28 protein-coding genes and 1 pseudogene are annotated in these 24,143 nt (G+C 35.8%); 16 read left to right on the plus strand and 13 right to left on the minus strand.

All coding sequences use genetic code 11. The features are described from left to right. The first annotated feature begins 101 nt into the window (after positions 1–101). The 3 genes from H6W52_RS17295 to H6W52_RS17305 all read left to right on the plus strand — a co-directional run bounded on the left by H6W52_RS17295 (position 102) and on the right by H6W52_RS17305 (position 4,090). Entirely contained in the window at positions 102–593 is a 492-nt protein-coding gene (locus H6W52_RS17295; protein ID WP_116099407.1) for a T9SS type A sorting domain-containing protein, read from the plus strand. Beyond that, the gene (locus tag H6W52_RS17300) at positions 590–2,839 is read left to right on the plus strand and encodes a carbohydrate-binding domain-containing protein (protein ID WP_116099406.1); all 2,250 of its coding nucleotides are present in this window, start codon (positions 590–592) and stop codon (positions 2,837–2,839) included. The genes H6W52_RS17295 and H6W52_RS17300 overlap by 4 nt, the downstream gene beginning before the upstream one ends. Positions 2,840–2,938: 99 nt before the next feature. After that, positions 2,939–4,090 carry a serine hydrolase domain-containing protein gene (locus tag H6W52_RS17305; RefSeq protein WP_116099405.1) on the plus strand — a complete coding sequence of 384 codons (1,152 nt, stop codon included), beginning with the start codon at positions 2,939–2,941 and terminating at the stop codon, positions 4,088–4,090. A 1-nt stretch (position 4,091) separates the two neighbouring features. Here H6W52_RS17305 and H6W52_RS17310 read toward each other — a convergent pair whose 3' ends face one another. Genes H6W52_RS17310 through H6W52_RS17320 form a run of 3 tightly spaced genes read right to left on the minus strand, consistent with a single transcriptional unit; the run spans position 4,092 to position 5,766 of the window. Beyond that, positions 4,092–4,817: a hypothetical protein gene (locus tag H6W52_RS17310; protein ID WP_116099404.1), complete on the minus strand. Its 726-nt coding sequence runs from the start codon at positions 4,815–4,817 to the stop codon at positions 4,092–4,094. 11 nt (positions 4,818–4,828) lie between these two features. Beyond that, entirely contained in the window at positions 4,829–5,446 is a 618-nt protein-coding gene (locus tag H6W52_RS17315) for a hypothetical protein (protein ID WP_116099403.1), read from the minus strand. Beyond that, entirely contained in the window at positions 5,443–5,766 is a 324-nt protein-coding gene (locus H6W52_RS17320) for a PadR family transcriptional regulator (RefSeq protein ID WP_116099402.1), read from the minus strand. Before H6W52_RS17320 ends, H6W52_RS17315 begins: the two co-directional genes overlap by 4 nt. Before the next feature lie 82 nt (positions 5,767–5,848). Here H6W52_RS17320 and H6W52_RS17325 point away from each other — a divergent pair, with 82 nt between their 5' ends. Further along, positions 5,849–6,376, plus strand: a complete 528-nt coding sequence (locus H6W52_RS17325; protein ID WP_116099401.1) for a 2'-5' RNA ligase family protein — start codon at positions 5,849–5,851, stop codon at positions 6,374–6,376. A 56-nt stretch (positions 6,377–6,432) separates the two neighbouring features. Then, positions 6,433–6,987 carry a crossover junction endodeoxyribonuclease RuvC gene (gene ruvC, locus H6W52_RS17330; protein WP_076396396.1) on the plus strand — a complete coding sequence of 185 codons (555 nt, stop codon included), beginning with the start codon at positions 6,433–6,435 and terminating at the stop codon, positions 6,985–6,987. A gap of 41 nt (positions 6,988–7,028) precedes the next feature. Here the strand turns inward: ruvC and H6W52_RS17335 are convergent, their stop codons facing one another. Continuing rightward, complete coding sequence (locus H6W52_RS17335; RefSeq protein ID WP_116099400.1) at positions 7,029–7,439, minus strand: hypothetical protein; 411 nt, start codon at positions 7,437–7,439, stop codon at positions 7,029–7,031. A gap of 169 nt (positions 7,440–7,608) precedes the next feature. Here H6W52_RS17335 and H6W52_RS17340 point away from each other — a divergent pair, with 169 nt between their 5' ends. The 3 genes from H6W52_RS17340 (at position 7,609) to H6W52_RS17350 (ending at position 10,103) form a co-directional block, all read left to right on the plus strand. Beyond that, positions 7,609–8,679, plus strand: coding sequence for a DUF4407 domain-containing protein (locus H6W52_RS17340; RefSeq protein WP_087707118.1), 1,071 nt, complete (start codon positions 7,609–7,611; stop codon positions 8,677–8,679). 122 nt (positions 8,680–8,801) lie between these two features. Beyond that, positions 8,802–9,395: a phage tail protein gene (locus H6W52_RS17345; RefSeq protein ID WP_087707115.1), complete on the plus strand. Its 594-nt coding sequence runs from the start codon at positions 8,802–8,804 to the stop codon at positions 9,393–9,395. 9 nt (positions 9,396–9,404) lie between these two features. Then, positions 9,405–10,103, plus strand: coding sequence for a T9SS type A sorting domain-containing protein (locus H6W52_RS17350; RefSeq protein ID WP_116099399.1), 699 nt, complete (start codon positions 9,405–9,407; stop codon positions 10,101–10,103). 121 nt (positions 10,104–10,224) lie between these two features. Here the strand turns inward: H6W52_RS17350 and guaB are convergent, their stop codons facing one another. The 7 genes and pseudogenes from guaB to H6W52_RS21400 form a co-directional block, all read right to left on the minus strand. Next, a complete protein-coding gene (gene guaB / locus H6W52_RS17355) occupies positions 10,225–11,685 on the minus strand; it encodes an IMP dehydrogenase (RefSeq protein ID WP_076396406.1) in 1,461 nt (486 codons plus the stop codon). A 167-nt stretch (positions 11,686–11,852) separates the two neighbouring features. Further along, positions 11,853–12,359, minus strand: coding sequence for a DUF4252 domain-containing protein (locus H6W52_RS17360; protein ID WP_116099398.1), 507 nt, complete (start codon positions 12,357–12,359; stop codon positions 11,853–11,855). A 25-nt stretch (positions 12,360–12,384) separates the two neighbouring features. After that, the gene (locus H6W52_RS17365; RefSeq protein ID WP_116099397.1) at positions 12,385–13,656 is read right to left on the minus strand and encodes a DUF4252 domain-containing protein; all 1,272 of its coding nucleotides are present in this window, start codon (positions 13,654–13,656) and stop codon (positions 12,385–12,387) included. 61 nt (positions 13,657–13,717) lie between these two features. Then, the gene (locus tag H6W52_RS17370) at positions 13,718–14,386 is read right to left on the minus strand and encodes a hypothetical protein (RefSeq protein ID WP_116099396.1); all 669 of its coding nucleotides are present in this window, start codon (positions 14,384–14,386) and stop codon (positions 13,718–13,720) included. Continuing rightward, entirely contained in the window at positions 14,361–14,870 is a 510-nt protein-coding gene (locus H6W52_RS17375; protein WP_076396412.1) for an RNA polymerase sigma factor, read from the minus strand. The genes H6W52_RS17370 and H6W52_RS17375 overlap by 26 nt, the downstream gene beginning before the upstream one ends. A gap of 43 nt (positions 14,871–14,913) precedes the next feature. Next, positions 14,914–15,171, minus strand: coding sequence for a hypothetical protein (locus tag H6W52_RS17380; RefSeq protein ID WP_241277935.1), 258 nt, complete (start codon positions 15,169–15,171; stop codon positions 14,914–14,916). A gap of 12 nt (positions 15,172–15,183) precedes the next feature. After that, positions 15,184–15,267 (minus strand): annotated as a pseudogene (locus H6W52_RS21400) (helix-turn-helix domain-containing protein); the annotation flags it as partial. Between the two features lie 185 nt (positions 15,268–15,452). Between H6W52_RS21400 and H6W52_RS17385 the strand changes: the two are divergent. Continuing rightward, entirely contained in the window at positions 15,453–16,739 is a 1,287-nt protein-coding gene (locus H6W52_RS17385) for a hypothetical protein (RefSeq protein WP_116099395.1), read from the plus strand. Positions 16,740–16,748: 9 nt separating this feature from the next. Next, positions 16,749–17,636: a hypothetical protein gene (locus H6W52_RS17390; protein WP_228457594.1), complete on the plus strand. Its 888-nt coding sequence runs from the start codon at positions 16,749–16,751 to the stop codon at positions 17,634–17,636. 34 nt (positions 17,637–17,670) lie between these two features. Here the strand turns inward: H6W52_RS17390 and H6W52_RS17395 are convergent, their stop codons facing one another. Together H6W52_RS17395 and H6W52_RS17400 are read right to left on the minus strand one after the other, a co-directional pair. Then, a complete protein-coding gene (locus H6W52_RS17395; protein ID WP_116099394.1) occupies positions 17,671–18,831 on the minus strand; it encodes a GlmU family protein in 1,161 nt (386 codons plus the stop codon). A gap of 105 nt (positions 18,832–18,936) precedes the next feature. Next, positions 18,937–19,188 (minus strand): type B 50S ribosomal protein L31, encoded by a 252-nt coding sequence (locus tag H6W52_RS17400; RefSeq protein WP_002976190.1) that lies wholly within the window; start codon positions 19,186–19,188, stop codon positions 18,937–18,939. Between the two features lie 182 nt (positions 19,189–19,370). Between H6W52_RS17400 and H6W52_RS17405 the strand changes: the two genes are divergently transcribed. From H6W52_RS17405 to H6W52_RS17430, 6 genes are all read left to right on the plus strand, one after another. Then, complete coding sequence (locus H6W52_RS17405; RefSeq protein WP_116099393.1) at positions 19,371–20,783, plus strand: hypothetical protein; 1,413 nt, start codon at positions 19,371–19,373, stop codon at positions 20,781–20,783. A gap of 3 nt (positions 20,784–20,786) precedes the next feature. Next, complete coding sequence (locus H6W52_RS17410) at positions 20,787–20,978, plus strand: hypothetical protein (RefSeq protein ID WP_116099392.1); 192 nt, start codon at positions 20,787–20,789, stop codon at positions 20,976–20,978. Then, entirely contained in the window at positions 20,979–21,305 is a 327-nt protein-coding gene (locus H6W52_RS17415; RefSeq protein WP_076396420.1) for a nucleotide pyrophosphohydrolase, read from the plus strand. A gap of 87 nt (positions 21,306–21,392) precedes the next feature. Beyond that, positions 21,393–22,619, plus strand: coding sequence for a 3-phosphoshikimate 1-carboxyvinyltransferase (locus H6W52_RS17420; protein ID WP_116099391.1), 1,227 nt, complete (start codon positions 21,393–21,395; stop codon positions 22,617–22,619). Between the two features lie 29 nt (positions 22,620–22,648). Then, entirely contained in the window at positions 22,649–23,257 is a 609-nt protein-coding gene (locus H6W52_RS17425) for a hypothetical protein (protein WP_116099390.1), read from the plus strand. A gap of 27 nt (positions 23,258–23,284) precedes the next feature. After that, a complete protein-coding gene (locus tag H6W52_RS17430; RefSeq protein WP_116099389.1) occupies positions 23,285–24,082 on the plus strand; it encodes an SDR family oxidoreductase in 798 nt (265 codons plus the stop codon). The last annotated feature ends 61 nt before the right edge of the window (positions 24,083–24,143 follow it).

Genomic DNA, 24,143 nt, shown 5'->3' on the forward strand with positions numbered 1-24,143 from the left:
ATTAAATATTTCTCATTCACCGACACATTTTTACTGTTTACCTCAAATTATTTTTTCAATGTTAACTAAAAATTAATTTTGAAACATAAATTAATTTGATAATGAAAACAACAGGATTTTTCAGCAAAATGATGGGTTTGCTTTTATTTCTGTTTGCAGTGGTTTCCTTTGCGCAAACAACAATAAAAGTAACCTATTATACAGGCTCTACACAGAACTACACAATTGAAAACAGCGGAAAACTTTATTTTTCAGGAAGCAATCTATTGGTAAAAACCGCGAGTTCCGCTTCCGATGTTTCCATTCCGACCGGTATTATCCGGAAAATAACTTTTTCATCAACCATTTTAGCCACTCAGGAGATCGGGCTGAATAAAGACCAGATCAGGCTATACCCGAATCCATCCGCAGAATTTATCAGAATAACATCAGACAAAAAAGAATCTTTAAAGGTGAAAATCTACTCTACAGAAGGAAGACTTATTCTGTCGGGAAATTATCAACCCAATGAAGACATTAATATCAGCAGCTTCAAAGAAGGCTTTTATCTGGTACAGGTTAATAACACAACTTTAAAACTGATTAAAAAATGAGAAAGTATTTATATATCGTAATTGCATGTTTTTTGTCTTTTGGATTAACAGCCCAAAGCAATATTGTGGCGCATAATTCGGGAAACAATATGTACGCTTCTCCTACTCCGGTTGTCGACAGCATTAAATTTGACTCAAATTATACAAAATTTCACATTAACGGAGCTGCAACAAGTTTGGACTTACCGAAAAGCATCGTTGACAGTTTAACCTTCTCTCCTACTGCGGTTAGCTTAACCAAAATTTATATTATTTACAAAGGTTCGGAAAATGCAACCATTATCAATCCTTATTCTAATCAGGGAGTTACTATTACGGCAACAGGCGGAACGGTGAATGTTGTTTCCACTGCAACCATCAATAATTTAGAATATAATTTACTTGGAACAAGCACAACAGGAAGTCTTACAATGAGCTCTTCTCTTCCCGCAAGTTTTGTAATGAATAATTTAAATCTTACCAATGCTTCCGGATCTGCCATTAATATCACCGGCGGACAAACTCATACTTTTACCCTTCAGGCAGGGACAACAAATTCGTTAACAGACGGTTCTTCAAGCACAAAAAATGGGACATTACAAACCGATGGAAAAATAATTTTTACAGGAATAGGAACTTTAAACATTAAAGGAATTAAAAAACACGGTGTTTCCACTTCGGCAGGAATTGAAGTTCAGAACGGAAATATTACGGTAACTTCCGCCGCATCAGACGGTTTTCATTCGGAAGGTTATGTCATGAGCAGCGGAACGGTAAACATCACAGCAACCGGAGACGCAATTGATGCAGGAGATACAGCGATCTCAATTTCGGGAGGAAACATAACCGCAACTTTGGCTTCAGCCGATGTAAAAGCGATAAAAACAGGAACTTCAACCATCGGAATTTCGGGAGGCACATTTAATTTAACTTTAACTGGCGCACAATCGAAAGCCATCAGTGCAAAAGGAAACATTACTTTCGACGGAGGAAATATTACTGCCACACTTTCCGGAGCAGCCGTTCTTACCGCTTCAGGAAGCGGATATGACCCTTCTTATTCCACAGCCATAAAAACCGATGGAAATGTTATTGTAAACGGAGGAACCTTCAATCTTTCTTTAGCTTCTACGGCAAACGGGGGGAAAGGAATTTCAGCCGCTCAGAATATCACAGTAAATAATGGAAATTTAACGATTACAACGGCAGGAAACGGAGCTACTTACACCAATACAACGGGCGTTTTGGATTCCTATTCTTCTTCCGCCATTACAGCAGACGGAAATCTTCTGATTAATGCAGGTTCGGTGACGACAACAAGTTCGGGAACAGGAGGAAAAGGCTTAAAAGCAGACGGAACGATAACGATAGGAAGCGCAACAGGAAATCCTGTTTTACTGATTAAAACGACAGGAGCCAGATTTTTAGTATCCGGAACAGATTACAGTCACCCGAAAACTTTGGTTGCTACCGGAGCCGTTACAATCAATAATGGAAACAACACCTTTAATTCTACAGATGATGGGATTCATTCGGATGCCTCGGTTACCATAAATGGAGGGACAAATACGGTTTCCGCAATTTCTTCCACTTCGGGAGTTGGTGAAGGTGTAGAAGCACCGATCATTACTTTAGCAGGCGGAGTAAACAATATTACAGCTTCCAATGACGGAATTAACGCAACCTACGGAACGGTTGCCGGAGGAACGGAATCTAATGACAACAGCCATCTGTACATTACTGGAGGAATTAATATCGTAGCAGGAAGCGACGCGATCGACAGTAACGGAAATATCACCATTACAGGCGGAACAACTATTGTAAACGGACCGACAAGTCAGCCGGAAGAAGGAATTGATTACAACGGAACTTTTTTAATGAACGGAGGTTTTCTGATTTCTGCGGGATCGAATGCAAGTATGACTAAAGCAATGGGAGCTGCTTCCACACAGGTAAGTATGTTCCTGAAATCCAGCGCACAGCTTGCAGCCACTTCTATGCTGCATATTGAAAATGCTTCGGGAACGGAAATGGTAACCTTCAAACCTAAAAACGGAGTGTATTATTTCCATTTTTCCAGTCCGAATCTTGCAAACAGTACTACTTATAAAGTTTATTTTGGCGGAAGTTATACCGGCGGAAGCTATGTAGGAGGAACTTCAGGATGGGGATTGTATACAGGAGGAACTTATTCTACTTCCGGAGGAACGCTTAAAAGTACCTTTACCACTTCAGCAACCAATACTGTAAATACGGTATCATTTTAATTATCATTTTTAATAATTTACAACCAGCCTCTTAATGAAAATTAGGAGGCTTTTTCGTAACAGGGGCATAAAAATTGCTTCCTGAAAGAAAAACAATAAATGATTAAAAAAACACTTTTCTTTACCCTTTTTGCTTCTGTTTCCATCAGTTTAATTTCCTGTCAAAAGGAGATTCAATTTATTCCTTCCGCAAAAAAACAGGTGGATAAACAGGCAATTGCAGACAGTACAATTATCGCTTTTGAAAAAAGTCTTCTGAAAAACCAGATCGATTCTGTTTTCAAAAAATATCAGTTTAACGGAAGTGTGGCAGTTTTCAAAGATTCGGTTGAGCTGTACAGAAAAAATCAGGGCTTTGCAGATTTTAGAGATCAGTTAAAAATGAATGACAGTACTGTTTTTGCCATCGGTTCTGTAAGCAAACAATTTACCGCTGTTTTAATTCTGCTTCAGATGGAACAGGGAAAACTGAATGTAGACGATAAAGTTTCAACGTATTTAAAGGAGTTTCAAAATAAAAATTATGAAAACATTACCATTCATCAGCTTCTGAACCATACTTCGGGACTGAATACTTTGGGCGGAAAGCTCCAGTTTAAAAGTGGAACAGATTTCTTTTATTCCAACGACGGTTTTAATACATTGGGAAAAATTGTGGAAAAAGTTTCGGGTAAATCGTATGACGAAAATGTTTTGGATTTATTTAAAACAGCCGGAATGAATCATTCTTCAACTGCGACTTCTTTTGCGGGCGAAAACTTTGCCGGAGCTTATTTAGGCAACAGAAAAAAATTCGAAAAGATCCAGAATATGCCGAAAAGACTCGCCAGTAAAGATATCGGAGTTCCTGCAGGCGGAATTTTATCCACCATTAACGATCTTCATGTGTGGAATACTGCTTTATACAGCGGAAAAATCCTCCGTCCTGAAACACTGAAAAAGTTTGAATCTAAAAGCGCAGAAAGACATCATGCGATTTTCGGGAAAATGGGTTACGGCTACGGAATTATGAGCAGCATTGGAAAACCGGCGGCATTTTTCCACAGTGGTTACGTTAAGGGCTCTCCTTCATTAAATATCTTTTATCCGGAAACAAGAACGTCGGTTATTATTCTCTCCAATATCGCCGATGAGGAACAGGGAAAAGGATTTACTTTTAAACCTCACGTTGAGATCAAAAAAATTACAGATGCTTTGGAAAGTACTATTTCGGAGATGAATTCTTCAAAAGGAAATGCAATGAAGATGTAAATTATTCAGCAGAAAGATTCAGAAAGTCTTTCATTTTTTCTAATGATTTTTTATGTTCGAAAAAATTAATCAGCACGAAGATCACAGTGGTATGCAGTATATAAGGTATGATTAGAGCAATCAGCAATGAAAATACCGCTACCGGATCATCTGTTCTGAAAAACCGGAAAACATATTTATCCTCCCGGAGAATAAGCTGAAAAGAGATATTAAGCGTCAAAACAAAAAGCCCCAGATTCTGCTGATAGATGGTAAAGAAAGATTTTCCCTGATATTTAAAATCTTTTTTTACATATTTTCTCAAATTTTTATTAAACAGCCATAATAAAAAAGGAACCATTACAAAAAGTGAATTATACAGCCTGAAAAGATCACTGTAAGTTTCCTGATCGGTTGAAAAATAGATCAAAAGGAGATTTACTGTAAAAGAAGCCAGCCCGAAAATCAACGATTTTTTAAAAATGCTGCGATACTTTACCTTCGCAATTCTCTTTACAATAAACGGAATCTGTTCTTGGTAAAAAATAGAGTAACGCGTCATTTTAAATTCACTTCCCCATAACTTTTTCGTTTTAAGGAAAGCTTCATCGAAACCCACATTTTCCTCCATCTGAATATCGGCAATCTGAGAGATCATATGATCTTTCACCTCAACTAAAATATCCAGAGGAAGTCTGTGAAAAATAAGATAATCCGTAATTTCCTGTTCGTGTTCTTTTGAAAACATCATTTTAAATTTTAAACTAAAACATTAATTTTCTTTGAATTGAAATACAATAACTGAAGCTGAACCGCCAAAGAATATACCGACAGAAATTTTGAAACATTCATATCCATGATTTTCCAGTTTTCTGCTGTTATAAAAGATCCAAAAGCAAAGATCAGCACTCCGAAAAGAAGATTTCTAAGCAGTAAAGGATGAAAGCTCATGGCGATATAATTGGAAAATTTCATCTTTTTAGCAATGAAACTGTATATCAAAAGAATTGATAAACTACCCAATAATACAATCTGAAGTGTAAAAAAAACATCCCTATTTAAAAACATCAAGCATGTTGCTGCTGTTGCAAGTATGAAAGAAAAAATGCCAATCTTTCTAAACCTCTGCTGTAAAATAACTTTTTCGATTCTGGCTACTTTTTTGAACGAAAGAAAATCTGCGTTTACCATTTCCAACTCATTCTTCCAACTGATTTTAGCTTTCAGAAAAGCCTCGGGAAAACTTAAGCTTTCATCCATCATCAGATGACTGATCTGAGAAATAAAATGATCTTTCACTTCAGCTAAAATCTGAGCAGTCAGCTTTTTTGAATTCAGATATAATTCTATTTGATGTTCCTGTTCTTTGGTTATCATATATTAAAAATCGTATTGAGGTTAAATAAATAATTTTTCATTTCCGTTTCCTGCTCTGCCTGCTGCTTTTTCCCTTTTTCGGTCAGAAGATAATATTTCCGGTCTCTTCCGTTGATCTTCTGGATTTCAGATAAAATCATTCCTTCCGCTTCCAGCTTATGCAAAAGCGGATACAGCGCACCTTCCGTCATTTCCAGTTCACCCTGCGTAAGTTCTTTCGCGCGCTGCGTGATCTGGTATCCATACATCTTCACTTCCTTGGCAAGAAGTTTCAGGATGATGTTTTGGAGGGTTCCTTTATAAAGACTGTTCTTTTTCAATATCTCATCTTTTATACCTAGCAAATCTATACATAATTTTCTTATGCATCATAATTAATTTTAAAATTCTTAATTTCAATCAATGAAAAAGATGTATTTCATCGCCATTTATCCGCCACAAAAAATTATTGAAGAAGTAAAAATATTCAAACAGGACTTTGCATTAAATTTTGATAATTCCAAAGCTCTGAAAAATGAAGCGCACATTACTTTGTTTCCGCCGTTTTCCAGAGAGCTTACTTTAGAAAATGACATTCTGGAAGCTTTCCAGAAGATTGATACTGCTGTTTCTCCTTTTGAAATTGAACTGAATGGTTTCGGAAGTTTTGCCCATCCTAAAAATCCTGTGGTTTTTGTGAAACCTGAAACCAACGAACAACTCAATGATCTTTATCTTCGGGTGAAGGAAATATTCAATTTTATCAATTATTCTTTCCACCCTCATGTCACGGTGGGTTTCCGAAATCTGACGTGGGAAAACTATCTGAAAGCATGGGAGAAATATCAAGAAAAAGAATACAAAACTAAATTCTTAGTTGACAAAATCACTTTGCTTCGACATGATGAAAACTGGATTCCTATTGCAGAAAAGAAACTGGAACTGCTGTAAAATATGATTCAAAAAATTTCATTCTTAAAAGTCTGAAAGTTCATATCTTTGAAGCAATGATTGCAGAGAAGATTATTTTAGGAATCGACCCGGGAACAACCGTGATGGGTTTTGGAATTATTTCCATAAAAAAAGGAAAAATGGAAATGATTTCCATCCATGAATTATTGCTGAAAAAGTATCCGAACCACGAAACCAAACTTAAATATATTTTTGATAAAACTTTGGCGCTGATTGACGAATTTCATCCTGATGAGGTTGCTCTGGAAGCTCCTTTCTACGGAAAAAACGTTCAGAGTATGCTGAAACTAGGTCGCGCACAAGGCGTTGCGATGGCGGCAAGTCTTCACAGGAATATCCCGATTACAGAATATTCTCCTAAAAAAATAAAAATGGCGATCACTGGAAACGGAAATGCAAGCAAAGAACAGGTTGCAGGAATGCTCCAAAGTCTTTTAAATCTGAAAGAATTTCCCACAAAATATCTCGATGCCTCCGATGGATTGGCAGTTGCGGTATGTCATCATTTCAATTCCGGAACGATTGCAGATACAAAATCTTACACCGGCTGGGAAAGCTTTTTAAAACAAAATCCGGATCGGCTGAAATAAAAATCACTCACAGATAAATATTTTGTGAGTGATTGATAGGTTTACTTTGTTTTGTATTCTTCGGGGGTAATTTTAAAATCGGCGGTCGGTTTTCCGTTTTTATCATAGTAACTATATACCATGGTAACATCATTATCCCTGAATTCTTTAATCTCCGGCGAAGTTTTAATAACTCTTAAAGCTCCTTCTTTTGCATTGTTTTTAAAAACTTGAATTTCTTCAGGACTTACACTTTCTTTTACATCGTCAGTCAGCGTATAATTATACTTAAAAATTTTTCCCGGCTGTACGGAAACGCTGTCGAGACGCACTCCGTCGGCAAGATTCTGCGGTGTCGTTTTGTTGATGTTTGCGGCAACTTCTTTCAGATCATCATCTATCGATTTTTCTTTGGTACAGGAAGTAAGCGCAAACGAAGCCATTGCCAGAGAAAGGCAGATTACATTTTTCATATTTTGATATTTAGTGATTATACATAAAGATAAGAATATTTTATTTAATAAATTTAATTAATTGATTTACAGTAAAATAATAAAACAAACTCATATACTTGGTAAAACATAATACTATCTTTTACATTGGTATGATTTTTAGTAGTACATTTGTATAAATTTTTCTATCATGAAAAACAACCAACAAACTATAAATCAGGTGAATCATAAAATAAACTGGTTCCAAAAGTTTCTGATGGTCTGTTCCGGAGGAAACATTCATATTCTGAGAAAAACTCCGAGCGAATGGAATAAATTCGCGGGAATCGGAGGAATTGTACTTTTCACGGCTGTATTTGCAACACTTTCCGCAGGTTATGCGATGTATACGGTTTTCGATGACATCTGGACAGCGATAGGCTTCGGTGTTTTATGGGGTTTAATGATTTTTAATCTGGACCGATACATCGTTTCTTCCATCAAAAAAACAGGAACATGGTGGAATCAGATTTTAATGGCAATTCCCAGATTAATTCTTGCGACTTTTTTAGGAATTATTATTTCGAAACCTCTTGAGCTTAAAATTTTTGAAAAGGAGGTAAACAAACAACTGAATACAATCATTCAGAGAAATAAAAAACAGCTTCAGGGCGAGATGAACGGAAGAATCCTTCAGCAAAGCGGACCTTTTGAGACTGAAAAGAAACAAATCTCCGATAAAATCGCCAACTATCAAAAATCTTATGATTCCGCTTCTGTAGAGCTTGAAAAAGAAATTTTAGGAAAGCAATCCGGATTAACAAGCGGGAAAGAAGGTTTCGGTCCCAATGCAAAACGAAAGCAGGAACTGAAGGAGCAGAGAAGACTCGATCTGGAAAATTACCAGAAACAGGTTGCTCCCAGACTGGAATATTTAGATAAAGAAATTTCTAAAGTATATACCAATTTAGAAACGGAGAGAAAATCTACCGAGACTTTTGAGGATAAATTCAATGGTTTTGCAGCAAGATTACAGGCTTTGGACGAACTGGGAAAAAACTCCGCCATTATCGGTTTAGCTGCCGCTTTTATTATGGGGCTTTTTATCTGTCTTGAAATTTCTCCGGTTTTGGTAAAACTAATTTCCCACGTCGGACCTTACGATTATCTTTTAGAAAAAACAGAAAATGATTTCAGATTATATTCAAAAGAAAAAGTGGAAAAAGGCAATGCTTTAACAGATTTCAGGATCGAAGACTTTAAAGATAAACTTCAAAAATAACCTATTATTAGTAACAATATAAGCCTTTCAGAAACCTCTGGAAGGTTTTTTCATTAATATAACAAAAATATGTAGAATAATATCTACCTTTACAACACCTAATTAAAACTAATTTATTCGTCATGAAAAAACTTGTATTAGGATGCACATTGCTATTGAGCATGGCATCTACTTCTGTTTTAAAAGCACAAGCTTCAGAGCCTTTTTTAGGGCAAATCGCATTCGTACCTTACAATTTTGTTCCGAAAAACTGGGCTGCCTGTAACGGACAGCTTTTACCAATTTCGCAAAATCAGGCTTTATTTGCACTGTTAGGAACCACTTACGGAGGAAACGGAACCACAACATTCGCTTTACCTGATATGAGAGGAAGAGTTTTGGTACACGAAGGACAGGCTCCGGGAGGACCTACCAACTACACGATGGGACAAAGCGGAGGAACAGAATCTGTAACACTTCAGGTGACACAAATGCCGCCTCACTCACACACAGTAAATGCTGTAACCGCAGAAGGAAATCAGAATTCTCCTACGAATAATCTTCCTGCCGATACAAAAGGATTAGATAAAGAATATTCTGATGCTGCTGCAAATACAACCATGAAATCTACGATGGTAAACCAGACAGGAGGAGGACAGCCACACGAAAACAGACCTCCTTTCGTTACTCTGAAGTGTATTATTGCTTTACAAGGTATCTTCCCGTCACAATTTTAAAATATCAGCATGAAAACTCTTTATCTTTTATGTCTTGCTTTGGGCGGTTCTGCCTTTGCACAGACGATCACCTTTAACGGTTGTCATAATATATTTGATAATCAGAATTTTGTTTTTACAAAAACGGGTGTAGACGCCTTTAATAAAGGGATATATATTACAACACCTTTAGACGGACAACCTTGTGGCGGCTTAGGAACCTGCGAATTTAAAATTCAGTGGAATAATACATTAAGCAGATGGGAATTCCTTGCTGATGAAGGATACGGAACTTTTTCAAACCCAAACTTAATCTACTATAATTCTACAGGTAACAATAATTTCGTACAAAATCCACCATCAATTACTTTTGGAACCTGGGTTGAGAATACATCATTTACATCACAAGCGGGAGGTTGCGGAGGAAATCTTACGACTTCTAATGCGACCATGACGGGAGATTTGCACAGTACATCTCTTGCAACTTCTGATGTAAAAAACGGTGCTTCTTCCATTCAGATCTTTCCTAATCCGGTTGCAGAAATTATCAGAATTTCAGGGATAAAGGATGGCAAATCTGTCCAGATCTACAATATGGCAGGACAAATTGTGAAATCTGAAGAATTTAATGAGAAAGTAAATGTCTCTGAACTGAGTGCAGGAATCTATCTTTTGAAGATTAATACTAAAAATTTCCAGACTCACGAATTTAAGTTTGTGAAAAAATAAAAATTTTATTATATGTGATAAACCTTCGCCAAAAGCGGAGGTTTTTTCATAATTTATGTGAAAATCAAATAAAAAAGCTACCTCAACATTGAGATAGCCTTTAAGTATATTTAATCTATTATTACAAAGAATAATTCGGGGCTTCCTGCGTGATAATGACATCGTGCGGGTGAGATTCCTTCAATCCGCTTCCTGTGATCATTACCATCTTGGTATCGTTTTGTAACGCTTCAATATCTTTAGCACCACAATATCCCATTCCTGCTCTCAGACCTCCTGTTAACTGGAAAATTACTTCTTCCAGAGATCCTTTGCTTGGAACTCTTCCTTCGATTCCTTCCGGAACAAATTTCTTAGCCTCACTCTGGAAATATCTTTCTTTTCCGCCTCTCTTCATCGCAGAAAGACTTCCCATTCCCTGATAAGTCTTGAATTTTCTACCCTGGAAAATAATTTCTTCACCCGGAGCTTCATCAGTTCCTGCCAAAAGCGAACCTAACATTACGGCTCCTGCTCCACTGGCAATCGCTTTTACGATATCTCCGGAAAGCTTGATTCCTCCGTCTGCAATTACAGCTACGTTCTTTGTTTTCGCATATTCGTAAACATTGTAAATTGCTGATAATTGAGGAACTCCTACTCCGGCAACCACTCTCGTTGTACAGATAGAACCGGGACCAACTCCTACTTTTAGAACATTTGCTCCGGCTTCGATCAGATCTTTTGCAGCTTCAGCCGTTACGATATTTCCTCCAACGATATCCAGATCAGGATAAGCCTGTCGGATTTCTTTAATTTTATTTAAGACTCCGATGGAATGCCCATGAGCTGAATCGATTCCAATGATATCAACGCCTGCTTTTACAAGCGCCTCGATTCTTTCCAGTGTATCTTCTCCTACTCCCACTCCTGCTCCAACGATTAATCTTCCGCTCTGATCTTTGTTCGCATTTGGATATTCTAACTGATTGTCGATATCTTTTATGGTAATTAATCCTACCAGTTTGTTTTCAGCATCTACGATCGGAAGCTTTTCCACTCTGTTTTTAAGAAGAATTTCTTTCGCTTTCTCCAGATTGGTATTTTTATCAGAAGTAATCAGCTTTTCTTTCGTCATGATCTCTTCCACCTTCATCTCAAGATTTTCCTGATACTTTACATCTCTGTTGGTGATGATTCCGATTAAAGTATTTTCGGCATCTACAACAGGAAGTCCGGAGATTTTATATTTCGCCATTGTTTCTTTAGCCTGAGCCAAAGTATGATCTTTTGAAAGCGTAACAGGATCTGAAATCATTCCGTTTTCAGAACGCTTTACACGATTAACCTGTGCAGCCTGTTCAGCGATCGTCATGTTTTTATGAATAAATCCTAAACCGCCGACTCTTGCAAGCGCAATTGCCAGTTCAGCTTCTGTAACGGTATCCATTGCAGCAGAAACAATCGGAACATTAAGCGTAATTTTGTCGGTAAGTCTTGATTTTAAAGAAACCTGATTAGGTAAAACTTCTGAATAAGAAGGGACTAGAAGCACGTCATCGAAAGTGATGGCTGTCTCTACAATTTTGTTATGAATAGACATCTTTACTTTCTTGCAAAATTAAGGTATTTTACCGAAATACGAAAATCGATTTTCATAGTTTAAATAAAACTTAATAATCAATAACTTAAATCAAAAAACCGCTCCTTTTTACGGAACGGTAGTTTGTACAAAAAAACAATTTAGTGATATGATTTGAAGATAAAGTGCTATTTATCGGATGCCGATGAAATCATTTTTGAAATATCATTGGCTGTAAAATTTCCCCGAACATCCACAAAAACCAACTCTTTATCTGAATTTACTGTAATCAGCATATTTTTAATAACATCATCTTTCTGTTTCACCCGGATATTTACATTTTCTCCGTCATGTTTTATGGTTGCCCATTCTTCATAATTATTGTTATTTAAATAATTCGCAAAATCATTCAGCATCGATTTATCTCCGTTTTCTACAGTTAAAACTTTAATTTTTGAAACTTTCCGGATCAGCCGGATTACCTCTTCATTATCTTCACCATCTTCCCTCAATGCTTTTTTAATCATGGGTTTTGCTAAAAACATCGGAACATTAATTGTCGTAAATTTTGCGCCTTTAAAATCGTTCCCGGAATCTGAAAAGTAAGCCATTTTACCGGTTCCCGAAGAAACTATACAGGATTGTAACATAAACATCGCACAGGCGATAAGAAAAAGGTGTTTTAATATTTTCATGGCAATTTGGATTTAAATTAAATTTTTAGTTGATGGGTTTTAAACTTCCGCCGGACATTTTGCTGATGTCTGAAGTAATTTCAGGATTTCCTCTGTATCTAATGGTTCCGCCTGATGAAGCCTTCGCTTTTAATTTATCTACCGCATTTACAGAAAGGTTAGATCCCGAAGTAGATTCCGCTTCCACCAGATTTGCCTGAAATGCTTCGCCTTTACAAACCGCACCGCTGCTTACATCAAAAACTGCTGTTTCTGCCTCACCTTGAATGCTTGCATCTGAACCGCTTGATCCTTTAAATACTAAGCTTCTGGAATTTACCTCAACTTTCACGCTTGTTCCTGAAGACGCTTCCAATAAAGCATTATTCGAAATATTGAATTTCCCTTTCACTACAGAACCTGAAGATGCATCAATGGTAAGATTATTTTCTTTTACAGAATTAATCGTGGTGAAAGTTGCTCCCGAAGACACTTTAATGTTATCCATTCTTGGCGAAGAAACGTTGACACTGATGTTTTTAAATTTTAAATTTTTCTGTCCTTTGTTATCAACATACACTTTCAGAACCCCGTTGTCAACTTTTGTAATAATGTACTGAAGCTTATCGGCATCGGCAATTACCTTTACATTGGTGGGACTTTCCTGCTTGAACACCAGATTAACACCTGTACTCACCTGAATTCCTGAGAATTCGCCTACATTTCTGGATTCGCCATTCAGATAAGAAGAGGTATTTTCCGAAGTGAGGTTATTTCTGGTATTGGTAACCGGATTTGTTTTTGTTTCTGTAGAATTGATAATTTTATTGATATCATTCATCGAAAGTTTTCCGTCCAGTTTTACAAGGATATTTTCCTCTCCTCCGCTATCAATGCTTAACAGCAGATCATCCAAAATTCCGTTTTTCTCTTCCGCCGAAAGAAATTTAATCTTAGCCCCGTTACTGTTCATTGTCATAATTTCACTGTACTTCAGATTGCTTAAATAAGAAGAAATGTCTTTATTGATCTGTGACAGCTTCTGTCCTTTGGAAGAGTTTCCGTCCTGTGGCTTTTCGGCAATGAAAACTTTCAGTCCGTTAATTTTGGATAATAACGGTTTTATCTGATCCAGTTCAGCATCTCCCAAATCCAGATTGCTCAGCATTCCAAACATCGGTTTGGCAATTTTAATGGACGTTACTCCTTCCACTTCCTGATATTTATCAAAAAGTTGATCTAACTTATCTTTTTCCTGCCCGTAAATATTAAAGAAATGGGAAAAAGCGAGTGCGAATATTATGAATACTTTTTTCATGAGTCAATTTTTTATTTTGGATTATTAGTGCCTGATCAGGTGCATAATCTTTTAAGGTTAATTAATAATCGTCATCCACGACGGTTGGTTTTGCTAATTTTTCACTAACGTTATTTGCAAATATTTGAAATGAATACTTAGTCACATTAATTGCTTCTTCTACATTTTCGATTCTTTTTCCGTTAACGATAACGTAAGAATCTTTATATCCTGTAGAATCTGAAGCTTTAGAGGAGTTATATACATACTTCGGCTTTCTTTCTTTCTTCAGCCTTCCTCTTTTCGGTAAAATTTCATCCAGATAATCTTTCTCAGCAACCGGAGTTTCATGAAAAACCGAATCTTTTTTCGCTCCGGAAACTGAATCATTCGGCAGATTTACCGCTACCTGTTCCGTATGTTCATTATTTTCTCTGATGAAATTATCTTTTTGATTCTTTATCTGGTTTTCAACCAACTGTGCCTGATTTTCCACGTTTGCATTTTGATTATAATTGAATATCAAACCAACACTCAAAAGCAAAAATACACTTGCAGCCATCCAGAACCATTTCGGGAACGATGGTTTTGTTTTCGTATCAATCGGGATAACCGGTGCATCATTTTCATGAATCTCCTCTGCTTTTCCTTCTGCTTTTTTCAGAAAGTCATCAAAATCCCAGTTCATTTTTTCTTCCTTTAAATTCTGGAAGATTTCGTTGTATTTATCTTGAAATTTGTCGTTGCTCATAGCTCATCAATTGTGAAATTTGTTCTTTTACTTTTTGTCTGGCCCGCATAAGATTTACTCTTACTGCATTCTCTTCCATTTCCAGCATTTCTCCGATTTCCGAGACTTCATATTCTTCTACATCCTTCAAATGGATTACCATTTTCTGTTTTTCCGGAAGCTGATTAATGAAACCAATGATGTGTTCCTTTAAATTATTGACTTCCATACTGTAAAGTTCGGAACGGTGAAGCTGCATATCTGCAAATCCCAGCTTTACATCGTGATGCTTCAGTCTGTTCAGGCACTCGTTCCGGACCGACTTCAGAGCATAGGATTTTAAATTCCCAAACTGCTCCAGTTCTTCTTTCTTCTGCCAGAATTTAATCATAAGATCCTGCACCACGTCTTCTGCTTCATCACTGCTCATGACAAACCTTTTCGCAAAGCGATACATCTCATCTTTGAGAATGAATACCGTACTTCTGAAAGTTTCTTGGGTCATAAGTTTTGTTTCTATAAGTAAGACAACCGGATTTTACATTTTATTACATTAAAAATAAAAAAACTTCAAAAAAATTTGAAGTTTTTTTATCGAGAAGCTGTTTGAGAAATACGATCTCTGCATCTTTATCTTTAAGCTTTTGCTCATACTGTTCTATTAACTTTTCAGAAGATGTAATTGGAGCGTAGTTTTGTGCTACAGCAATTTCATTATTTGTTTGATTTACTGTAATACTATCACCACTTAAAAAATCAATAACACTAACATCCAAAGTTTTTGCAATATTTTCAACCTGATGCAAGTCTGGTTTACTTTTATCGTTCTCAAAATTAGAATATGTTTTTTGGGAAACATTTAGAACTTCTGCAAGATATTCCTGTGAAAAGTTTTTGTTAATTCTTGCTTTTTTTTAGTTTTTCACCTAAAGTCATAATATAAAAGTATTTACTTCAAAAGTACATAAATTTTTCTTTAGAAAAATAACACGGATATCAGTAATATTTTACTGTATTTTCTCAATATTTTTATCACACCTTTGTAGAGTTATAAAAAAAATATTATCTTTAATTTACAAAACAACAAATGCTTACGACAAAAAAACTAATTTCATGGCTTACATTTATTGCCATTTTCACCTTGAGTATACAATCGTGTATACATGATGATATTTACTCTTCTTCCGATCCTACATCTGAAGAATACCATTCTAAAAGTCTTTGGAAAGAAGATGAAATCTACATCAAAAATATTATTAAAATCTACGGTGAGCATGAAAATGAGATCAGGAAAGAGCATGGAAGTCCATTATGGGATTATGCAATGACGTTGGATAAATTTAATGAAAGCTATCTTGTAGTGCCTATACGCGAAAACGGAAAAATCTCGGAAGTTCTGGAAGTTCCCAGATTTGGAAGGAAAGTATATTTCAGATATTCTAATGATGTAGAAAAGGTTGCACTTTTTAATCAGCTGATGATCGACAGACCCAAAAAGCCTCTTCCTGCAAATTCTGCCAACGGGACATCTAAGATTGTATGTGTGGTAAAAACATTTTCTATGTGGTATCCGGATAGTGAGAGCAATCCTAACGGAAGCGGACACTGGGTAACTTCTTCTTACACCATCTGTATAGATCTTACAATTGATACTTTTGAGAATCCTGATGATGGAAGCGGGAACGGTGGTTATGATTATCCGCCATCATTTGGAGGTGATAGTGGGATCACAGATTCAACGGCTATATTACAAAATCAAGATATTACAATTGACCAACTACAAAATTACCCATGCGCACATAGTATTGCCCAACAGTTACCAAATTTAAATAACAGTATTGCTTCGAATATGAGACAAATATTTCAAAATAATACAAAATATAATATTACCTTTAAGGCAAAGAGTGGATTAGGGGCTACTGACGGAGAAACCTTTGCAACATATAGCACAGAATTTGACACTTTCAATGCCGTTATTAATCTAAATGATGAAGTATTACTAAATGCAACAAAAGAATATATATTGGTTACTATGTATCATGAAGTTCTTCATGCCTTTTTAAAATATCAATTATATAAATTAGGAAATACAGAATTTCAAGCACAATATCCTGGCGTAACCGTTGGATACGATTATGCACCAAATGGAACTATTACCAATACATTTACTTTCATTGAAGGACACGCACAACTAGTCCCATTTTTAACAACACTACAAAATATCGTTTCACAATACAATCCTAATCTCCCCAATAATGTAATCACAGCTATATCAAGAGCTGGTATAACAACACTAACTCCGGAACAGGCACAATTAAACAACAATGAAAGGAACACATTACTGGGAAACAACTTAGGAACAAAATGTCCATAGATTAAAATTATGAAAATAATACTGACAATAACACTATTAATATCAAATCTATTTCTCGCACAGGAGTATTTTTTATTAGATGACCTAAAAACAAATTTTAAGATAAATAAATATACCTTAGATACTAAAGATCTTTATAATATTCAAAAAGATATCAATGTTTTTAATATATTTATTTCTAAAGAAAACATATTGCTATTATCTGTACTACCAGATCTTGATGAAAAGATTCTTCATAGAATGGACGAAAGAGGTAATAACTGGATGATTATTAATTACGACAAAATAAAAGATAAAGTATTTTCCAAAGAAAAAATACTTAGTATGCTAAGTGATTGGAAAATGAATAATACTCCAGAAAAAAAAACTTTTCAATATAAACTTATTAAAAAAGAAAATGGCAGCTATTATGTATCTAAGAAATGTTTAACAGAATTTTTTAGTATTGCAAATCTAGAATCACCTCTTGTTTCTACTTATGCTACGATTAATATTAGCGAAAAAAAGGTAACTATTCAACAGATGGAAAAAAGTTTCAAGAAACAAATTCCCAGTCAAAAATTTATCATGGATCCTCGCGATGCTGATCTCAGCAAAAATATTGATATTCCATACAGTTTCAGAAACTATTTATCTAAAGAACTACTTATAAAAGGAAAGAAAGCCTATCAGTTTTGGACTTTTGATGGGTGGTGGATGCAGGATGGATATGATGAACATCGTGGCATCGACAGATTTTTATATATTCCAGATAAGGGAATTGTTGGAGGATCATATGATTTTTATTTTAAATTAAAACCAAAAAATTCATCTAACGAATATTATACCGCAACAAATGGATTATTATGGAATAACATCATCAACGAAAAAATAATGATCGCAAAAGAATTAAAATAATTAAAAAACCTCAGGAAATCCTGAGGTTTTATTTTCAATACGCATCAAAAATATGTTTAAAAATAGCCTTATCCTCATCCGTTAAAGGCACTTTTCTTCTTGCCATTGCCCGTTCTGCAACTTCGTAGGCTTTGTCCAATTTAAATTTCTCATCTCCTTTAAAACCGCCCCACGAAAAATTTTCAACCAGATTCGGTGGGAAACCCTCTTTGAAAATATTGGAAGCAACTCCTACAACTGTTCCTGTATTTAGTTGCGTGTTGATCGCTGTTTTAGAATGATCCCCCATAATTAAACCTGCAAACTGTAATCCTGTATCTTCGAAAGATTTTGTTCTGTAGTTCCACAATTTTACGTGACCGTAATTATTTTTAAGATTGGAAGAATTGGTATCTGCTCCCAGATTACACCATTCACCGATTACAGAATTTCCTACAAAACCGTCATGCCCTTTATTGGAATATCCAAAAATAATGATATTGCTGACTTCTCCGCCCACTTTGCAATGAGGACCAATTGTTGTTGCTCCGTAAATCTTCGCGCCTAAATTAAATTTAGACTCTTCGCAAAGCGCAATCGGACCACGAAGATTACAGCCCTCCATTACCTCAGCATTTTTCCCGATATAGATTTTGCCTGTTTTTGTATTGATGGTCGAAAACTCAATTTGTGCTCCTTCTTCTATAAACAAATCTTCTTTATTTCCCAAAAATCCATTGGTTGAAGAAAGTTCCTGAGAAACTCTGCCTTTCGTAAGCAATGCAAAATCGAAATCTATAGCTTCTTTATTATAAGTAAAAAGATCTGTAGGTTTTTTAAAGAAAATAAGTTCTTCCTTAATGTCCGTCATTTTCTCAATCTGATGCAGAGAGAAACCATCCATATTGATTTTTGCAGCGACTAATTCGTCTTCATAAACCAATGCTTCTCCCTGTTTCAGATCTTTGATCTGCTGAATCACATTTTCTGTCGGTAAAAAATTCGTTACCAGAAAAAGACTCTCTTTTTTTGCAGGCTCAGGAAATTTTCCCTGCAGATACATCTCCGTAAAGAAAGAAATCTCGGTGTTTTCTAAAATTTTCTGCCATCTTTCGGAGAAAGTAAGAATTCCGCATCGCATTTCTGCAACGGGACGTGTAAAAGTAAGCGGAAGAAAATCTTCCCAGTATTGTGCATCTGAAAATACTAATTGCATCGTTCAGTTTTTAGTTTAAAATTCAATGTTTAACGTCTAAACAAAAATACAACAAAAAAGTCCTCCGGAAACCGAAAGACTTTTAAATATTGTGGCAACAAAAAATTACTTAGCGAATTTTTTGTATTTGTTCATGAACTTATCAACTCTACCTGCAGTGTCAACTAACTTCACTTTACCAGTGTAGAAAGGGTGAGAAGTTGAAGAGATTTCCATTTTAATCAATGGGTATTCTTGTCCTTCGTACTCGATAGTATCTTTTGTTTCTGCAGTAGACTTGCAAAGAAACACCTCGTCGTTACTCATATCTTTGAAAACAACAAGTCTATAATTTTCTGGGTGGATTCCGTTTTTCATAATACAATTTTTAAAAAATTAAAGTTTGCTTTCGAAATAGTAATGGATATTTCTCTGCTAATTTTAGGGTGCAAAAATACAATAATTTTTTAAAATTACAAATAGACGATCAATATTTTTTTCTTCATAAGAAATTCAAAGTATTTTCGTTAAATTTGAAATCTATTTAAACTTTAATTTCGATGAAATTCAAATTATTACTGGCTTTTTCTTTCTGGATGCTTGTTATGGCTGTATCTTGTAATAAGGACGACATCAGTTTCGATGCTCCTTCGCAGGAATTAAGCTTTTCCAAAGACACGGTTTTCTGCGATACGGTTTATCATCAGGTTCGTTCAGAAACGTATGCGGTAAAAGTATATAATAATGAAGACAAAGACATTCTGATCCCTAGGATTCATCTTCAAAAAGGTGCAACCTCTTTGTATAAGATCAATGTGGATGGGAAACCGGGATATGATTTTAAGGATGTCCCGTTAAGAAAAAAAGACAGTCTGTATATTTTCGTTGAAATTGCGCCGGAAGCAACCGGTCCTGAAGCGATTGCCGAAGATAAAATATTATTCCAGAGCCCAGTCGGACAACAACAGGTTGTATTGTTCTCCGTGGTTCAGGATGCGGAATTTTTTATAAAAACACCTACGAATCCGAATATCATTACCTCAGATGCAACATGGAATAACAATAAGGCTAAAATTATCTACGGAGATTTAACGATTGATCAGAATGTTATCCTGAATATTCAGCAGGGTACAAAAGTGTATTTCCACAAAAACAGCGGAATGAAAGTGCTTTCGGGAGCCACACTAAACATCAACGGCACTTTAGCCAACAATGTTACGCTTCGCGGAGACAGAAATGATCCTGCATACGATACGATCCCTAAGAACTGGAATTCTATTAAAATGGAAGCAGGTTCCACCCTAAATATGAATTATGCAAGACTTTTCGGAGGAACAAAAGGTCTTGACATGAAACAGACCAATGCCAATATCAGCAATTCTTTTATCCACACCTTTCAGGAATATGGGATTTATGCCGTTGCTTCTACCATTACTGCAAAAAATCTTGTGATGAATAATTGCGGAGAATCTGCGGTAGGAATTTTCAAAGGAGGAACGCATAATTTTACCCACTGTACGATTGCCAATTATTCGGATCTTCTGCATTCTTACAACCGAAACGGAATTTTAGCCGCCAACGAATGGACGAATGCATCCGGAGTGAAAGAATACGGAGCGCTGATCTTTAATTTAAGAAACAGCATCGTGTATTCCGACCGTGACAATTCGGTTAATTTTGAGCAGACCCCGCCAAACTTATTTAATTTTACCATTCAGAACTGTCTCATTAAATACTCCGGAACTTCGGAAGCCGGTTTTGATTTCAATACAAGTCCGGGAGTTATTCAGTCTCTTAAAAATTTAGATCCGCTGTTTGTTAATTATTTTGCAGCCCAGATGAATCTGAGAGTAAAACAGAATTCTCCGGCAATAGGAAAAGGAAGTACAACTGTTGCGGCAACCGTTCCAACCGATATCGCAAATGTATCGAGAACTTCAAATCCTACAGTGGGAGCTTATCAATATTTTTAAAAAATGGATTTTGATATTGTAAAAATCGGGGCTTTTGCCGTTTTGATTATTGTGTATATCACGGTAAGAAAACTTCTGAAAAAATTTGCAGATTTTACCGAGAATATCGGAAATTCCGCCTATCATGAAGAAGAAATAAAAACACTGGAAGCGAAAATAATTGTATTAGAGGAAAAGATCAATAACAAACCATAAATGGAAATTACACATCTGCAGCAGCAAGTTGACGAATGGATTAAGACCATTGGCGTTCGTTATTTCAATGAACTGACCAATATGGCAATGTTGACCGAAGAAGTAGGCGAAGTGGCAAGAATCATCGCCAGAAGATATGGAGAACAAAGCGAAAAGGAAAGCGACAAAAGCAAAGATTTAGGCGAGGAATTGGCAGATGTTCTGTTTGTAACGTTATGTTTGGCCAATCAGACCGGAGTTAATCTGCAGGAAGCTTTTGACAGAAAAATGAAGATCAAGACGGATCGCGACAAAGACCGCCATCAGAATAATGAAAAATTAAAATAGCTGGATGCCGGAAGTTGGAAGCCGGAAGTTTTTATACTAACTTTTCACCTCCATCTTCCAGCTTCGAGCTTCCAACTTAGACGAACAATGAAGAAGCTAGAAAAATCAAAATTACAGGAAAACAAAACCATACAGATCAGCGGTTCGAAAAGTATTTCGAATCGTTTATTGATTTTAGAAAGTCTGTTTAAAAATATAGAAATCGGGAATTTGTCGAATTCTCAGGACACACAGCTCCTGAAAAAAGCCCTATCCGAAGATTCGGAGATCGTGGATATTCATCACGCGGGAACGGCGATGCGTTTTCTTACTTCCTATTATTCTATTCAGGAGGGAAAGACCACAATTCTTACGGGTTCCAAGAGAATGAAAGAAAGACCGATCAAAAATCTGGTTACCGCTCTGCAAAATCTGGGTGTCAAGATTGAGTATCTGGAAAATGAAGGATTTCCGCCTCTTAAAATTCACGGAAGAAAAATTACGGAGACCAAAGTGGATGTCCCGGCGGATATTTCCAGCCAGTTCATTACCTCTCTTCTTCTGATTGCCGGAAAACTGGAAAACGGACTTGAAATAAATCTGGTTGGCAAAGTGACTTCACGGTCTTATATTGAAATGACGCTCAATATTTTAACCCGATTCGGAATTAAAAGCAGCTTCATCGAAAATACGATCAAAGTTGAAAAATTTGATGTGAATAGTCAATCGTCAATTATCAATTATGAAGTCGAAAGCGACTGGAGTTCGGCATCTTACTTCTACTCTTTCGCCGCTTTGGGAAGAAAAACCATTCATTTAAAAAGCTTTTATAAAGAATCTACACAGGGAGACTCGGCAATTGTAAAAATTTATGAAGAATTTTTCGGAATTAAAACGACTTTCACGGAACAGGAGCATAAATTAACGCTTGAGCCGATGGAAGGATTTCAGTTTCCCGAAAAGATCGTTCTGGATATGAATAATTGTCCGGACATCGCCCAAACACTTTGCGTAACCGCTGCAGCTTTGAAAATCCCTTTTGAAATTTCAGGATTGGAAACTTTGCGTGTAAAAGAAACCGATCGTCTTTTAGCTTTACATAATGAACTAAAAAAGCTGGGTACGCAAACAGAATTTACAGATTTGACGATTAAATCTATTGGTTTCAACGAACCTCAGGAAAATATTTCCATTGCAACGTATCAGGATCACAGAATGGCGATGAGCTTTGCGCCGTTTTGCCTGATCAAAGAATTAAATATTGAAGAGGAAGATGTTGTGGAGAAATCGTATCCGATGTTTTGGGAGGATTTAGAAAAAATTTTGATTAATTAATTGTAAACTTTACACAAAATCTGTTTTTTATGAATAAAGTTTTAAAAGTATTCTGCGAAAATGATATAGATTTTGACTTATTAAAGTTATTATTAAATAAGTTAAATATAAAACATGAAGAAGTTAAAAATGTAAGTTCTGATAATAACGATCTCAGCAAAGATTCAGATCTTACAAAAAAAGAACCTTTTACTATTGAACTATCTGAATCGACGATCAACTCAGTAATTAATACAATAAAAATTCTTCAAAAAAATTACTTTAGTACCGGTAAAAAAAGATTTGTTGTTCCCATGATTTTAGAAGATATTGCTAAAATTGTTGGTAAAGATATATCAACAGTATCTCGTATTCTAGAAAATAGAACATATATCATTGAAAATGAAACATTTTATTATAATGATTTATTAAACCAACATGATTTTTCAACTTTTGACGGAAGACCTGTATCAAGATTTGAAGTTTTAGAAGAAATAAGATCATTAATTTTGAATGAAAATAAAGGAAAACCATTAACAGACGATGATATTACATCTGAACTAATTAAGCTAAATTATAATATTGCTCGAAGAACTGTAGCTAAATATAGGAACGAATTTCTTGATATTCCTAATTCAAATATTCGAAGAATAAATTAAAAGCAATATACAATTGTCATAAAATTAATGAAAACAAAAACCATCATCATTACCGGAACTTCCTCAGGAATTGGTTTCGTGTTAGCAGAATATTTCGGGAAGAAAGGTCATAAAGTATATGGCTTAAGCAGAAAACACACCGAAAGTCAGTATTTCAAATCGATTCCGACGGACGTTACAGATAATGAAGCCGTGCAAAATGCCATTGCTGAAGTTTTGAAAACAGAAAACAGAATCGACGTTCTCATCAACAATGCCGGAATGGGAATGGTAGGAGCTGTGGAAGATTCTTCCAAAGAAGATATTTTGAAACTGTTTAATCTGAATTTGGTCGGAGCTGTACAAATGATGAGCGCTGTGATGCCGAAAATGCGCGAAAATAAATTCGGACAAATCATCAATGTTTCCAGTATCGGAAGTGAAATGGGACTGCCTTTCCGAGGATTTTATTCGGCTTCAAAATCGGCTTTGGATAAAGTAACTGAAGCCATGAGATACGAAGTGTATCCTTGGAATGTAAACGTATGTTCGCTGCATTTGGGAGATATCAAAACAAATATTGCAGAAAACCGGGTGAGAACAAAAGTTTCAGAACCTTACAAAAATGTTTTCGATAAAGTGTATGCTTTAATGAATGCTCACGTGGGCGACGGAACAGAACCTCTGGAAGTTGCAGCATATGTAGACCAGCTTTTAAGCAAAAATAAATGGAAAGCACATTATTATTTTGGAAAATTCGGACAGAAAATCGGAGTTCCGCTGAAATGGATTCTTCCGCAGGGAACTTATGAAAATCTGATGAAGAAATACAATAAACTGGCTTAAATTGAGTTGAATGATTGGACGCATTGTCATTCTGAACGGGATGAAATGCAGTGAAGAATCT

The sequence above is a fragment of the Chryseobacterium sp. C2(2020) genome (genome assembly GCF_014218915.1).
GTDB classification, from domain to species: Bacteria; Bacteroidota; Bacteroidia; order Flavobacteriales; family Weeksellaceae; genus Chryseobacterium; species Chryseobacterium mucoviscidosis.

What these genes read in the sequence shown, in the direction of transcription:
- H6W52_RS17295 (WP_116099407.1), top strand. Translation starts at nt 102, where the DNA reads ATGAAAACAACAGGATTTTTCAGCAAAATGATGGGTTTGCTTTTATTT.
- H6W52_RS17300 (WP_116099406.1), top strand. Translation starts at nt 590, where the DNA reads ATGAGAAAGTATTTATATATCGTAATTGCATGTTTTTTGTCTTTTGGA.
- H6W52_RS17305 (WP_116099405.1), top strand. Translation starts at nt 2,939, where the DNA reads ATGATTAAAAAAACACTTTTCTTTACCCTTTTTGCTTCTGTTTCCATC.
- H6W52_RS17310 (WP_116099404.1), bottom strand. Translation starts at nt 4,817, where the DNA reads ATGTTTTCAAAAGAACACGAACAGGAAATTACGGATTATCTTATTTTT.
- H6W52_RS17315 (WP_116099403.1), bottom strand. Translation starts at nt 5,446, where the DNA reads ATGATAACCAAAGAACAGGAACATCAAATAGAATTATATCTGAATTCA.
- H6W52_RS17325 (WP_116099401.1), top strand. Translation starts at nt 5,849, where the DNA reads ATGAAAAAGATGTATTTCATCGCCATTTATCCGCCACAAAAAATTATT.
- ruvC (WP_076396396.1), top strand. Translation starts at nt 6,433, where the DNA reads ATGATTGCAGAGAAGATTATTTTAGGAATCGACCCGGGAACAACCGTG.
- H6W52_RS17335 (WP_116099400.1), bottom strand. Translation starts at nt 7,439, where the DNA reads ATGAAAAATGTAATCTGCCTTTCTCTGGCAATGGCTTCGTTTGCGCTT.
- H6W52_RS17340 (WP_087707118.1), top strand. Translation starts at nt 7,609, where the DNA reads ATGAAAAACAACCAACAAACTATAAATCAGGTGAATCATAAAATAAAC.
- H6W52_RS17345 (WP_087707115.1), top strand. Translation starts at nt 8,802, where the DNA reads ATGAAAAAACTTGTATTAGGATGCACATTGCTATTGAGCATGGCATCT.
- H6W52_RS17350 (WP_116099399.1), top strand. Translation starts at nt 9,405, where the DNA reads ATGAAAACTCTTTATCTTTTATGTCTTGCTTTGGGCGGTTCTGCCTTT.
- guaB (WP_076396406.1), bottom strand. Translation starts at nt 11,685, where the DNA reads ATGTCTATTCATAACAAAATTGTAGAGACAGCCATCACTTTCGATGAC.
- H6W52_RS17360 (WP_116099398.1), bottom strand. Translation starts at nt 12,359, where the DNA reads ATGAAAATATTAAAACACCTTTTTCTTATCGCCTGTGCGATGTTTATG.
- H6W52_RS17365 (WP_116099397.1), bottom strand. Translation starts at nt 13,656, where the DNA reads ATGAAAAAAGTATTCATAATATTCGCACTCGCTTTTTCCCATTTCTTT.
- H6W52_RS17370 (WP_116099396.1), bottom strand. Translation starts at nt 14,386, where the DNA reads ATGAGCAACGACAAATTTCAAGATAAATACAACGAAATCTTCCAGAAT.
- H6W52_RS17375 (WP_076396412.1), bottom strand. Translation starts at nt 14,870, where the DNA reads ATGACCCAAGAAACTTTCAGAAGTACGGTATTCATTCTCAAAGATGAG.
- H6W52_RS17385 (WP_116099395.1), top strand. Translation starts at nt 15,453, where the DNA reads ATGCTTACGACAAAAAAACTAATTTCATGGCTTACATTTATTGCCATT.
- H6W52_RS17390 (WP_228457594.1), top strand. Translation starts at nt 16,749, where the DNA reads ATGAAAATAATACTGACAATAACACTATTAATATCAAATCTATTTCTC.
- H6W52_RS17395 (WP_116099394.1), bottom strand. Translation starts at nt 18,831, where the DNA reads ATGCAATTAGTATTTTCAGATGCACAATACTGGGAAGATTTTCTTCCG.
- H6W52_RS17400 (WP_002976190.1), bottom strand. Translation starts at nt 19,188, where the DNA reads ATGAAAAACGGAATCCACCCAGAAAATTATAGACTTGTTGTTTTCAAA.
- H6W52_RS17405 (WP_116099393.1), top strand. Translation starts at nt 19,371, where the DNA reads ATGAAATTCAAATTATTACTGGCTTTTTCTTTCTGGATGCTTGTTATG.
- H6W52_RS17410 (WP_116099392.1), top strand. Translation starts at nt 20,787, where the DNA reads ATGGATTTTGATATTGTAAAAATCGGGGCTTTTGCCGTTTTGATTATT.
- H6W52_RS17415 (WP_076396420.1), top strand. Translation starts at nt 20,979, where the DNA reads ATGGAAATTACACATCTGCAGCAGCAAGTTGACGAATGGATTAAGACC.
- H6W52_RS17420 (WP_116099391.1), top strand. Translation starts at nt 21,393, where the DNA reads ATGAAGAAGCTAGAAAAATCAAAATTACAGGAAAACAAAACCATACAG.
- H6W52_RS17425 (WP_116099390.1), top strand. Translation starts at nt 22,649, where the DNA reads ATGAATAAAGTTTTAAAAGTATTCTGCGAAAATGATATAGATTTTGAC.
- H6W52_RS17430 (WP_116099389.1), top strand. Translation starts at nt 23,285, where the DNA reads ATGAAAACAAAAACCATCATCATTACCGGAACTTCCTCAGGAATTGGT.